This window comes from Mesorhizobium sp. M0587 (assembly GCF_040320945.1).
GTDB lineage: Bacteria > Pseudomonadota > Alphaproteobacteria > Rhizobiales > Rhizobiaceae > Mesorhizobium.
In genome coordinates this window covers 24,991-37,776 of the sequence record NZ_JAMYQP010000029.1, presented here as the reverse complement: position 1 = coordinate 37,776, position 12,786 = coordinate 24,991, and the positions used below count along the sequence as shown (strand labels likewise).

The 12,786-nt window shown below is 63.1% G+C and carries 11 protein-coding genes; 1 reads left to right on the top strand and 10 read right to left on the bottom strand.

Features of this window, described 5'->3' with window-relative positions:
• Window positions 1-2 precede the first annotated feature (2 nt).
• From pdeM to NKI49_RS23275, 5 genes are all read right to left on the bottom strand, one after another.
• A complete protein-coding gene (gene pdeM / locus NKI49_RS23295) occupies window positions 3-719 on the bottom strand; it encodes a ligase-associated DNA damage response endonuclease PdeM (protein WP_352605580.1) in 717 nt (238 codons plus the stop codon).
• Window positions 716-3,250, bottom strand: coding sequence for a ligase-associated DNA damage response DEXH box helicase (locus tag NKI49_RS23290; protein ID WP_352605582.1), 2,535 nt, complete (start codon window positions 3,248-3,250; stop codon window positions 716-718). Before NKI49_RS23290 ends, pdeM begins: the two co-directional genes overlap by 4 nt.
• Window positions 3,251-3,316: 66 nt before the next feature.
• Complete coding sequence (locus NKI49_RS23285) at window positions 3,317-4,177, bottom strand: C40 family peptidase (RefSeq protein WP_352605647.1); 861 nt, start codon at window positions 4,175-4,177, stop codon at window positions 3,317-3,319.
• A 27-nt stretch (window positions 4,178-4,204) separates the two neighbouring features.
• Window positions 4,205-4,555, bottom strand: coding sequence for a MarR family winged helix-turn-helix transcriptional regulator (locus NKI49_RS23280; RefSeq protein ID WP_027026568.1), 351 nt, complete (start codon window positions 4,553-4,555; stop codon window positions 4,205-4,207).
• 157 nt (window positions 4,556-4,712) lie between these two features.
• Window positions 4,713-6,077, bottom strand: coding sequence for a leucyl aminopeptidase family protein (locus NKI49_RS23275; RefSeq protein ID WP_352605584.1), 1,365 nt, complete (start codon window positions 6,075-6,077; stop codon window positions 4,713-4,715).
• Between the two features lie 126 nt (window positions 6,078-6,203).
• On the opposite strand from NKI49_RS23275, the gene NKI49_RS23270 reads away from it, so the two are divergent.
• A complete protein-coding gene (locus NKI49_RS23270) occupies window positions 6,204-7,025 on the top strand; it encodes a tetratricopeptide repeat protein (protein WP_352605649.1) in 822 nt (273 codons plus the stop codon).
• 82 nt (window positions 7,026-7,107) lie between these two features.
• Here the strand turns inward: NKI49_RS23270 and NKI49_RS23265 are convergent, their stop codons facing one another.
• The 5 genes from NKI49_RS23265 to NKI49_RS23245 are packed head-to-tail and all read right to left on the bottom strand — an operon-like array spanning window position 7,108 to window position 12,780.
• Window positions 7,108-8,133 (bottom strand): type II secretion system F family protein, encoded by a 1,026-nt coding sequence (locus NKI49_RS23265; RefSeq protein ID WP_352605586.1) that lies wholly within the window; start codon window positions 8,131-8,133, stop codon window positions 7,108-7,110.
• Between the two features lie 9 nt (window positions 8,134-8,142).
• Complete coding sequence (locus NKI49_RS23260; protein ID WP_352605588.1) at window positions 8,143-9,156, bottom strand: type II secretion system F family protein; 1,014 nt, start codon at window positions 9,154-9,156, stop codon at window positions 8,143-8,145.
• A 29-nt stretch (window positions 9,157-9,185) separates the two neighbouring features.
• Window positions 9,186-10,694, bottom strand: a complete 1,509-nt coding sequence (locus NKI49_RS23255; RefSeq protein ID WP_352605590.1) for a TadA family conjugal transfer-associated ATPase — start codon at window positions 10,692-10,694, stop codon at window positions 9,186-9,188.
• A gap of 29 nt (window positions 10,695-10,723) precedes the next feature.
• On the bottom strand, window positions 10,724-12,010 hold the full coding sequence (locus NKI49_RS23250) for a CpaE/TadZ family protein (protein ID WP_352605592.1): 1,287 nt from the start codon (window positions 12,008-12,010) through the stop codon (window positions 10,724-10,726).
• 32 nt (window positions 12,011-12,042) lie between these two features.
• Window positions 12,043-12,780, bottom strand: a complete 738-nt coding sequence (locus tag NKI49_RS23245; protein ID WP_352605594.1) for a CpaD family pilus assembly protein — start codon at window positions 12,778-12,780, stop codon at window positions 12,043-12,045.
• Window positions 12,781-12,786 lie beyond the last annotated feature (6 nt).

Genomic DNA, 12,786 nt, shown 5'->3' with positions numbered 1-12,786 from the left:
GGTCAATTTGGCCGCAGCATCGAGCTGGAGATGGCGAAGATACGCTCCGCGCCGAGCATGTAAGCCATCAGCGTGTCCAGACGGAACAGCCCGGCATAGGCGCGATCGAGCACGTTGAGCGAACCGGTATAGGCGCCGAAAGCCGGCATGATCATGCGGCCGCCGTCGCCGGCAAAGCAGCGCCTGCGCACCGAGCGGCCTTGTTGCACGATGCGGGCGCAGGGATGGAGGTGGCCCGATATTTCGCCCTCGACCCTCACCTTCGATGGCTCATGCCGGAACAGCAGCGAGCCTATGGCCAGTTCCCGCACGGTCTCGCCGGGCAGATCCGCCGGCGCTTCCGGATCGTGGTTGCCGGCGACCCAGAACCAGTCGCGGCCCGCCATCAACGCCTCCAGCCTTTCGCGAAAACTTGCATGCATGCGCTCGGCGCCGTGGCCATCATGGAAGGAGTCGCCCAGGCTGATGACGATCGCCGGTTGATAATCGGCGATGATGGCCTGCAATCTGAGCAAGGTTGCGCCGGTGTCGTAAGGCGGGATCAGCGCACCGCGCCTGGCCAGCGACGAACCCTTTTCGAGATGCAGGTCGGATACGGCCAGCAGCCTGAACTCGGGAAAATAAAGCACGCCGCGCGGGTCGCAGACCGCACGCTCGCCGGCGATGCCGACCAAGTCGGCCTCGGCGATCAGCGATGCGCGCGCCAGCGAAAAATTCATGTCTCACTCATTCCCGGCCCCATGGCCTCCTCAACCAGTGTCGCCGCATCCATCAGCAGTGTTTCATCGGCTTCGCCGTTCACCGGCATCTTGCCGATCTCGAGCATGATCGGCACGGCGAGCGGTGATATCTGTTCGAGGTTCTTATGCACGATTCGACCCCGGATGCGCGAGAGCATGTCTGCAAGCCTGCTGACATCCAGCAGACCGGTCGCCGCATCGGCACGCGTCGCCTGAAGCAGGATGTGATCGGGTTCATGGCTACGCAGCACGTCGTAGATCAGATCGGTCGACACGGTGACCTGCCGGCCGCTTTTCTCCTGGCCCGGGTGACGCTTCTCGATCAGTCCCGAAATCAGCGCGCAGTTGCGGAAGGTGCGCTTGAGAAGCCAGCTGTCGGCCAGCCAGGCTTCGAGGTCGTCGCCCAGCATGTCCTGGTCGAAAAGTGCGCCGAGCGAAGGTTTGCCAGCCCTGAACATCGTGCCCATGTCGCCCAGAGACCATATGGCTAGCGCATAGTCGGTGGCGACGAAACCGAGAGGCCTGGCACCCGCTCTGTCGAGACGGCGGGTAAGCAGCATGCCGAGCGTCTGATGGGCCAGCCTGCCTTCGAAGGGATAGGCGACCAGATAATACCGATTGCCGCGTGGAAAGGTTTCGACCAGCAGGTCACCGCGTTTGGGCAGCACCGATTTGTCGGCCTGAAACCGCAGCCAGTCGGCCACTTGCTCCGGCAGCTTCTTCCATCGTCGCGGGTCGTCCAGCATGATACGGACCTGCTCGGCAAGATATGTCGAAAGCGGAAACTTGCCGCCGCCGTAGTAAGGCACCTTGGCATCGCTGCCGGGTGCGTTCGACACGAAGCACTCATTCTCGCGAATGCCCTCAAAACGCAGAACTTTGCCGGCAAACATGAACGTATCGCCATGCGTCAGGGTTTCGAGGAAGGCCTCCTCGATCTTGCCGAGAACCCGCCCGCCACGCGAAGCCGAGCCTTTGCTGCCAGCCTGTACGTATCGAACGTTGAGTGCCGGCACCTCGATAATAGTGCCGACATTCAGCCTGTATTGCTGGGCAACGCGAGGATTGGACACCCGCCACAGCCCGTCCTTGTTCAGGCGGATGCGAGCATATCGCTCGTAGTTCTTCAGCGCGTAGCCGCCGGTGGCGACAAAATCGATGACGCGGTTGAATGCCGGCCGATCGAGGCCGGCATAGGGCGCCGCGGTTCGCACTTCCTCGAACAGGTCATCGGCGCGGAACGGCGTGCCGCAGGCGCAGCCCAGCACATGCTGCGCCAGCACATCGAGGCCGCCATTGACCAACGGCGGCGTGTCTTGCGCGCCGAGATAATTGGCGTCGAGCGCCGCCCGGCATTCCAGGACCTCGAATCGATTGGCCGGAATGAGGATCGCCTTGGACGGTTCGTCCATGCGGTGGTTGGCGCGGCCAATACGCTGCGCCAGCCGGCTGGCACCTTTCGGCGCGCCGACATGCACGACCAGATCGACATCGCCCCAGTCGATACCGAGGTCGAGCGTCGAGGTGGCGACGATGGCGCGCAGCGCGTTCTCGCCCATCGCCTTCTCGACACGCCGGCGCTGGGCTACGTCAAGCGAGCCGTGATGCAGTGCGATCGGCAAGGTGTCTTCATTGACCCGCCACAATTCCTGGAACAGCAGTTCGGCCTGGCTGCGGGTGTTGACGAACAGCAGGGTGGTCTTGTGGCGCTTGATCTCGCGGTAGATTTCGGGCGTGGCGTAGCGCGCCGAATGTCCTGCCCACGGCACCCGCTCTTCCGAATCGAGGATCGATATGTCGGGCTTCGCACCGCCAGTGACGACGATCAGTTCGGCCATATCGCCGGGTGGATTCTGGCTGACCAGCCAGCGCCGCAATTCATCCGGCTCAGCCACCGTCGCCGACAGGCCGATTGTCTGCAGGCCGGGGACAAAACTGCGCAGCCGTGCCAGGCCGAGCGCCAGCAGATGGCCCCGCTTCGACGTCACCAGCGAATGCAACTCGTCGAGCACGACGTAGCGCAGGTCCTCGAAGAAGCGTCTCGCATCGCCTGCCGCAATCAGCAGCGCCAGTTGCTCGGGCGTGGTGAGCAGGATGTCAGGCGGTACCAGCTTCTGCCGCTGGCGTTTGTGCGCCGGCGTGTCGCCCGTGCGCGTCTCGATGGTGAGAGGCAGCCCGATCTCTTCGACCGGCTTGCCGAGATTGCGCTCGATATCGACGGCCAGCGCCTTTAGCGGGGAGATGTAAAGCGTATGGATGCCGCGCTGCGCCTGACCGGGCCTTCGCCTTGGCCGGCCGGCCAGTTCGGTCAGCGAAGGCAGGAATCCGGCAAGCGTCTTGCCGGCGCCGGTCGGCGCGATCAACAGCACCGATTGCCCTGCCTGGGCTTTTGCCAGCAATTCGATCTGGTGAGCGCGCGGCGACCAGCCCTTCTGCCCGAACCATCTGACGAATGGCTCGGGCAGGACGACGGCGGCATTCTGGTCGGCGAGGCGCGGCTGCTCTGTCACCCGCCAGACGTAGCGCGGCGGCAGTCAATCGCCAAGAAGAATCGGAACAAAAGGGGATCGGGCGTTCTAAGGCCGCCTGAACCCGGTCGGGCCGCCGTAGAGATATCCGATACGGGCGACGGCGTCCTTTAGCCCCTCGCGCGACACCAGCATGGTGTGGCCATTGGCATGGATCATGGTTTGAGCGTCGGTCATGATAGCGACATGGCCCTTCCAGAACACCAGGTCGCCGCGGCGCAGTCCCGAGAAATCAGGACCCGGATCGAGCGGCTCGCCGATGGAAGCAGCCTGCATGTCGGAATCGCGCAGCACCTCCTTGCCGGTCATGCGCATCGCAAGTTGAACCAGGCCCGAACAGTCGATGCCGAAGCCGGAAACGCCTCCCCACAGATAAGGCGTTCCAAGAAAGGTCTCGGCAACCGCAACATAATCGGCGGCAATTTCGCCGACCGGTCGCACATGGCCGGCAATCAACGTTTCGCCGGAGGTCAGCACGGCATAATGCGTACCGCGCGTTTCGGTGGTCCCCGTCACCGTCACGGTCGATCCCATCGACAGCTGTCCCGCGATCGGAAAGCGCAGATCCGGTCCGGGATAGAGAAAGGTACGGGGCACAATGACGACGTGGGTGGGCGTATGGTTTCGTCCGCCCAGGCTGGTTTCGGCGACATAGCCGACATAGCCGTCCCGTTCGGCCTGGACCCAAGCCCAGCCCTCGGCCTCCTCGAAGACCAGGACGTCGTCGCCGAACAGGATCTGCGTGTTGACGCCGGCATCCGGACGCGGTGCCTTGCGGACATCGGCCACGGGTGCAGCGACCCGCGCCGGCCGACCGGCGACGAAGCGGTCGGCGGCGACCTCCCCCTTCAAACGCGCGTCGGCGAGATCGGAGCGGAAAGCGTGAAGGCGTGCATCCCTGGCAGTCAAATCGGCAACTCGGTCAAGATTGGTCAATCAGATCGGCAGTTCGTGGGCTTTGGCAATGATAACATCGCCAAACCGCTCGACAAAGAGCGCGCCCTCGACGGTGCGCTTGATCAGGACATTGCGCTTGTCGAGTTCGTCGCGATGGCGCGACACAAGCTTCAATGCACCCATCGTGTCAAGCGCCCGGGTGATCACCGGTTTAGTGACGTTGAGCCGCGCCGCCAGCCCGCGCACCGTGTGCGGCGGCGGATCGAGATAGATGGTGAACAGGATCGCCGTCTGGCGCATGGTGAGGTCGGGCGCGTCGTCACGCACCTGCGACAGCATCACTTGCTGCCACAGTCGCAAGGCCTGGCTCGGGCGCATCGCTATCGACATCAACCCAGCATGACGGCAAATTGTTTCGGTTCCGTTTCAGTCTCGGCGTTCTTGTTGGACCATGATCTCATCCGAAAACCGGCTCCCACTTTTCGGGACCATGGTCTTGTTGGACCAGGATCTTATCCGAAAACCGGGTCCCTTTTGGGGATCATGATCAGCCAAAGCGTTTCGAGATGATCCGCTCCAGCGCGCGAATGCCTTGCGCCTCGCCGCCGGCGGGACCATGCGGACGGTCAGCGGGGTTCCAGGCGAAGATGTCGAAATGCGCCCAGCTCGGCGTCTTCTCGACAAACCGCTTGAGAAACAGCGCCGCGGTGATCGAACCGGCGAAACCGTCGGTGGTTACGTTGTTGATGTCTGCGATCTTCGACGACAGCTTTGCATCGTAGGGCCGCCACAGCGGCATGCGCCACAGCGGATCCTCGACGGCGACGGAAGCCGCCGCCAAGTCGGACGCCAGTGCTTCGTCGCCAGTGTAGAAGGGTGGCAGGTCGGGGCCAAGTGCAACACGCGCCGCTCCGGTCAGCGTCGCCATGTCGACCAGAAGCTGCGGCTCCTCGTCGTCGGCCAGCGCCAGGGCGTCGGCCAGCACCAGCCGTCCCTCGGCGTCGGTATTGCCGATTTCGACCGACATGCCCTTGCGGCTCGCCAGCACGTCGCCGGGCCGGAAGGCGTTGCCGGCGATCGAATTCTCGACCGCGGGAATGAGCACGCGCAGCCGCACGTTGAGCCCGGCAGCCATGATCATCGAGGCCAGACCCAGCACATTGGCGGCGCCGCCCATGTCCTTCTTCATCAACAGCATGCCGGATGAGGGCTTGATGTCGAGACCGCCCGTATCGAAGCAGACGCCCTTGCCGACCAGCGTCACTTTCGGTGCGCCCTGCTGTCCCCATATCATGTCGATCAGGCGTGGCGCGCCGAGGGACGCACGGCCGACGGCATGGATCATCGGGAAATTCTGCGCGAGCAGATCGTCGCCCTTGATCACCGAGACATGGGCCTTGTGGGCTCCGGCCACGGCCCGCACCGCCCTCTCCAAATCATCCGGTCCCATGTCGCTGCTCGGCGTGTTGACAAGGTCTCGCGCCAGGAAGACACCATCGACGGTGCGGCGAACCCGATCTGCATCGGCGCCGGCCGGCAAGGCGAAGCGCAGCGTCTTGCCGGGTTTCTTGCCATAGCGGGTGAAGACATAGCCGCCGAGCGCCAACGCGATTGCCGCAAGTTCCGGCTCGGCCGGCGTGGAGGCGAAATGCCAGTCGCCTTCCGGCAGGGCTTTCGCCAGCGCTCCGAGAGCCAGCGCGTCGTCATCGTCACCCATGCCGAACAAGGCACCGCCGAGCGTTCCGTTTTCGCCAGGCAGAGCCAGCGTCCTGCCCGTCTCGCCGGAGAAGCCGTTGGCCCTGGCCCAGGCGATCGTGGATGGCGGCAGGCCGGCCGCTTCCAGACCATTCTTGGCAACCAGATGGACCGGCAGCGCGCCTTGCAGTTTCTTTTCGACGAGTTCGACAGGCATTCGATGTTCTCCTGCCGACCCACTGCGAGTCGGCGTTTCTTAACTCTCCGTTAGGGTTAACAGAATATTTCTGCGGGAGGGAAGACGGCCATGCAATGGCCGCGCATGAATGGAGGCCCGGTGCCGATGCCGACCAACCGCACGATGAACACCGGGAGAAGGCGGTTCGTCACCACGGCATTGATGCTGACGCTCGCGGCCGGCATCGCCGGCTGCGGGACCAGCAAGCTCACCACCGGCTCGATCGGACGCACCAACGGCAAGCCGCTGGAAACCATGTCGGCCGGAGAACTGCACAACGCCACCGGTGCACTTGGCCAATCCTACGCCAGGAACCCGAACGACAGGCGGATCGCAACCAACTTCGCCGCCGCGCTGCAGATGGACGGCGATGCCGACCAGTCGCTTGCGGTGATGCGCAAGCTGGCCATCGCCTATCCCAAGGACCGCGACGTGCTGGCCGCCTACGGCAAGGCGCTGGCCGCCAATGGTCAGTTCGAGGCGGCGCTCGACGCCGTGCGCCGTGCACAGACGCCGGAATATCCCGACTGGAAACTGGTGTCCGCGGAGGCGGCCATTCTCGACCAGCTTGGCCAGAAGAACGATGCCCGCCAGCTTTACCGCAAGGCACTCGAACTCAAGCCGAACGAGCCCTCGGTTCTCTCCAATCTGGGCATGTCTTATGTTTTGGAAGGCGACCTGCGCACCGCCGAGACCTATATGCGCTCGGCCTCCCAGCAGCCGAATGCCGACAGCCGCGTGCGTCAGAACCTGGCGCTCGTGGTCGGCCTGCAGGGCCGGTTCGACGAAGCCGAGAAAATTGCTTCGCAGGAGCTCTCGCCCGAACAGGCGCAGGCCAATGTCGCTTACCTCAGGCAGATGCTGGCTCAGCAGAATGCCTGGAGCCAGCTCAAGGATCAGGACAAGGCGAAGCCCGCTACCAACTGACGCGTGATCCTGCCGATACGGTGAAAAGCCGCACTGCAATGCAGGTGCGGCTTTTGTGTTCGTGCAAGGTCTGGTCGCGGCGTTACTGGGTACCTGACGCTGCCGCCCCTGAATGATCGCCGAAGATACCGCGTTGGCTGACCTGGATACCGGCGGGGCCCAGGATGATAGCGAAAAGCACCGGCAGGAAGAACAGGATCATCGGCACGGTGAGTTTGGGCGGCAAGGCGGCGGCCTTCTTCTCGGCGGCGTTCATGCGCATGTCACGGCTTTCGCTAGCAAGCACGCGCAGTGCATGCGCCACCGGCGTGCCGTAGCGTTCGGCCTGGACAAGCGCCTGCGACACCGACTTGACCGATTCCAGCCCCGTGCGGCTGGCCAGGTTTTCGTAAGCCTGCTTGCGCTCCTGGAGATAGGAAAGCTCCGCATTGGTCAGGATGAACTCTTCGGCCAGCGCCACCGACTGCGCGCCGATCTCGTCGGCAACCTTGCGCAGCGCGGCTTCGACAGACATGCCCGACTCGACGCAGATCAGCATCAGGTCGAGGGCATCCGGCCATGCCATCTGAATCGACTGCTTTCGCTTGGTGGCGCGGTTATTGACGTAGACGATCGGTGCGTAGAAACCGGCATAGGCAACGAGGACGCAGACGAACAGCCTGATGATCAATGGCTTGTCGGGCAATCCACCGAGCACAAATATGTAAACCAGGGCCAACGCGAAGCCGACAAACGGTAGCACGAGGCGGAAGAAGAGAAAGCGCGTCAGCGGGTTCTGTCCGCGGAAACCTGCGACCTTGAGCTTCTGCAAAGTGCCCTCGTCAGCCAATGCGCGCCGCAGATCGAGCCGGTCGACGATGTTGCGCATGCCGATCGACTGTTCCTCGCGCAAGCCCTTGCGGCGGCGATCCGCCTCGCTTGCAAGCCGCGCGCGCTGCCTAGCACGCAATTCGTCGCGCTCCAGCGCGACCGACTTCATGCGCGCCTTGAGCTGGTTTCCGCCAAATGCCGGCAGCAAGGTGAAGACCGTCGCGAACACGGCGATGCCGACCAGCAGCGCGATCAGGAGGCCGGGATCCGTGAGTGATTTGATGACTTGTTCGGTCATGCCGCGGCCCTAGACTTCAAAGTTCATCATCTTGCGCATCACGAGGATGCCGATCGACATCCAGACGGCGGAAACCCCCAGGATCAGGTTGCCAACGCTGGTGTTGAACAGCGGCATCAGGTAGTTGGGGCTGGAGAGATAGACGAGAAACGCGACGATGAAAGGCAGCGCGCCGATGATGGCGGCGGACGCCTTGGCTTCCATAGACAGTGCCTGGACCTTGGCCTTCATCTTCTTGCGGTCGCGAAGCACGCGCGAAAGATTGCCCAGCGCCTCGGAGAGATTGCCGCCGGCCTGGGATTGAATCTGGATGACGATGCCGAAGAAGCTCGCCTCCGTGCAAGGCATGGTTTCGGGCATGCGCAAGGTCGCGTCGGGAATCGACAGGCCCATCTGCTGGGAATCGACGATGCGGCGAAACTCGCCCTTCACCGGCTCGGAGGATTCGTTGGCGATCAGGCGCACGGCATCGTTCAGCGGCAGGCCGGATTTGACCGCACGCACGATGATGTCGAGCGCATTGGGGAATTCGTTGAGGAATGCCTTGACGCGGCGGGCGCGGCGAAAAGAAACGAACCAGCGCGGCAGACCAAGGGCGCCCGCCATCAGAACGCCGGGCAAGACAAGCAGCGGCGTACCGGCCATATAGGCCACTACCGTCAGCGCCAGGCCGCATACGGCGGAGTAGATATAGAAACGTTCGATGGGAACCTTGAGACCGGCTTGACGAAGCTGAGCTTTCAGCGGTGGCCTCTTGACGGCGCTGTCCTTCGTTCTCTGCTTCTCGTCAAGGTCCTTCAGCGAATCCTGAACTGACTTGCGCCGCTTGGCAGCCTCGGCCACACGGTCGCGCGAGGCCTTGACAATGGAGCGATCCGTCTCGGCGGTCTTGATCGTTTGAAGCCGCTTGCCGGCCTGCTTCTCATTGGTGATCCGGTTGAACAGGAATGCATAAGCGACCGCGCCGGCGCTGAAGCCGGCGAGCGCGATAAACGCCAATACGGTGCCGTCAATTCCAAACATCGACCAAAACCTTCACGCCTGTGCATGCGTCAGTCAGCGCGTTTCTCCATCGCCTCGAGCGCAATGGCGAGGCGCTGGTCTTCGCCATAGTAACGAGCCCGGTCCCAGAAATGCGGGCGGCCGATGCCGGTCGATACATGCTCTCCCAGCAGCCTGCCATTGGCGTCCTCGCCCTTGATATTGTAGAGGACGATGTCCTGCGTGATGATGACGTCGCCTTCCATCCCGATCACCTCGGTGATGTGGGTGATGCGGCGCGATCCGTCGCGCAGGCGCGCCGCCTGGATGATCACGTCGATCGAGCCGACGACGATTTCGCGCACGGTTTTTTGCGGCAGCGAATAGCCGCCCATGGCGATCATGGATTCGATGCGGTTCAGGCATTCGCGCGGGCTGTTCGAGTGGATCGTTCCCATCGAACCGTCATGGCCGGTGTTCATAGCCTGCAGAAGGTCGAACACCTCGGGTCCGCGCACTTCGCCGACGATGATGCGCTCGGGCCGCATGCGCAGGCAGTTCTTGACCAGGTCGCGCATCGTCACCTCGCCTTCGCCTTCGAGGTTGGGCGGACGGGTTTCGAGGCGCACGACGTGCGGCTGCTGCAGTTGCAACTCGGCCGAGTCCTCGCAGGTGATGACGCGCTCGTCGCGGTCGATGTAGTTGGTCAGGCAATTGAGCAGCGTCGTCTTGCCCGAGCCGGTGCCGCCCGAGATGACAATGTTGCAGCGAACGCGGCCGATGATCTTGAGAACTTCGGCTCCCTGCGGCGAGATGGCGCCGAACTTGACCAGCTGATCGAGCGTCAGCTTGTCCTTCTTGAATTTGCGGATGGTGAGTGCTGTGCCGTCGATGGCGAGCGGCGGCGCGATGACGTTGACGCGGGAACCGTCGGGAAGACGGGCGTCGCAGATCGGGCTGGATTCGTCGACACGGCGGCCGACCTGGCTGACGATGCGCTGGCAGATGTTGAGAAGCTGCTGGTTGTCACGAAAGCGAATGCCGGTCTGTTCGACCTTGCCGTTGACTTCGATGTAGACGTTCTTGGACCCGTTGACCATGATGTCGGCGATGTCGTCGCGGGCGAGCAGCGGCTCGAGCGGCCCATAGCCCAAAACGTCGTTGCAGATGTCCTCGAGCAGTTCCTCCTGCTCGGCGATCGACATCGCGAAATTCTTGATCGCGATGATATCGTTGACGATGTCGCGGATTTCCTCGCGCGCGCTTTCCGGGTCGAGCTTGGCGAGCTGTGACAAGTCGATGGTGTCGATGAGCGCCGAGAAAACCTGGCTCTTGGTGTCGTAGTAGGTTTCGCTCTTCTCACGCTGGGCTCGCCGTGGCTCCGGTGCCATGGGCGGCGCCTCGACCGCGCGGCGAGCCGGCGGCGCCACAGCTGCGCTGGACTGAAGCGGTGCCGGGGGCCGGTCAAGGACCGCGGTGTCCACCGAACCCGCGGCTGCCGGCGCGGTCGGCGCCGGTGCTGGCTGGCGGAATTCCGGCTTGAACCGGTTGCCGTTGTCGTCGCCTCTTTTACCAAACATGGTCGACTACCGATCTCACTGCCAAAGCGTCATTTCTTGCGCGAGAACTTGCCCAGCAGATTGCCGAGGCCAGCTTTCTTTTTCGCCCTTATTTCACTGCGCCCGGTCAGCACATGGGCGATCTCGTTGATCATGGCGACAACCGGATTCTTGGCATCCATTTCGCCGAGCATGCGTCCGTTATTGGCGGCGTTGCCGAACAGCACCGGATCAAAGCCGATGACCGACATCGCCGACAGACCGAGCGGCTCGGCGAAGTCGGACGGTGAAATCTCCGGGCGCTTGGGGACACCGGCCTGGTTGATGATCAGCTTCGGCGGCGGGTCGTTGGGACGAAGTCGCTTGAGCATGTCGGCAAGGTTCTTGGTGTTGCGCAGATTGGCCAGTTCCGGCGTTGCCGTGATGACGATCTCGTCGGCCTTGACCAAGGTATTCTTGGCCCAACCGGTCCAGACATGGGGAACGTCGAGCACCAGGAGCGGCACGCTGCGCTGCGCGGTATCGACAAGCTGCGCGAAGGCATCGGGATCGAAATCATAGACGCGTTCGAGCGTCGAGGGCGCCGCCAGCAGCGACAGATGCTCGGCGCACTGGGTCAGCAGCCGGTCCAGATAGACTTCATCGATGCGTTCGGGCGAAAACACCGCCTCGGCGATGCCTTGTGCCGGGTCCTGATCGAAGTTGATGTTGGCGGTGCCAAAGGCAAGATCGAGATCGGCAACGACGACCTCGGATTTGAACAAGGTCGACATCGCCCAGGCCACATTGTGGGCGATGGTGGACGAGCCGACGCCGCCCTTGGCGCCGACGAAGGCGATCGAGCGGCCGAGCGGTTCGGCTTCCGGATCGACGAAGATCGACGAAACGACGCTGACGATGTCGGCCATCGACACCGGCGCGATGACATATTCGGAGATGCCGGAGCGGATGAGTTCGCGATACAGACCGACGTCGTTGTAGTGACCGATGACCACCACTTTCGAGGACGGATCGCAGTATTCCGAGAGCTGAGCGAGCTGCTCCAGCAATTGCTTCGGCTCGCTGCGCGATTCCAGCAGGATCAGGTTCGGCGTCGGCGCCGACTGATAGAATTCGATCGCGGTGGGGACACCACCCATATGGACCTTGAGATGCGCCTTCGTCATGCGCCGATCCTCGCCGGCGCGTTCGACCGGATTGGCAACGCCCTCGGTCTCGCAGAATGCCTGGATCGAGATGCGCGGAATCGGCCGCAACGCCTGCATCGCGGCGATGTCCTGCGCCGAGCTGTCGCCGCTGTCCACGGGGGCGTCGTAGGCAAGGTTGCTCATGGTCATGCTCTTTCCGTGACTTCTCTTCCTGGGGCGGCTTAGTAGCTCACTTCCGAATTGCCGAGGAATTCATCCGAAATGCCCCTGTTGCGATAGACGTCTATCACCGCGCCGCGATTTTCCGCGTCGATGGTGGTGGACTTGCGCGGACCGATCAGATCGGCCGGGTTGGCCATCTGGGCGGCAAGATTGTTCTGATAGGAGCAGCCGAAGTCGGCATAGTGCTTGTTTTCCGATGTCTCCGTGAGGTCGTCGGGCCAGCGTCCGCATTTGTCGGTCTGGGCTTTCACCGCGATGTAGGCGACGCGCACCGGAGCGGATATTTCGCTGGAGGCGGCCTGATAGGAGGTGACGACGATCCGGTTGCGTTTGACGCCGCTGGCGACGGCGAGCCGGGCGAAATCGCGGCCGGCCGCCGTCGCGGCGACCTCGTTGGCCGACCCGCTTGGGATCTGGATCGTCAGCGCCGGGGCGGCACTCCTGTCATAACCGTCGAGGAACCCCAGAAGGGTGTCGCGCTGCGAGCCGGTCATGCCGCGGTCGCCGGCGCCGACGGGAAGATCGATCTTCTGATTCTTCTCGGCGATGACGATCGGATGGTTGGTGCGATAGTCGTCCGGAATGGCGCCGACGGTGACGCTGTCGCGATGGGCGCAGCCGGCCAGCAGCGCCGATACGGCTACCGCCAGGACCGGAAGGGCCCGCAGGTGGATCCGCGAACGGCCCGTACGCATCGTCGTGAGGATGGTGCTTGCGTTCAATGCTGACTGAGACATGTCCGC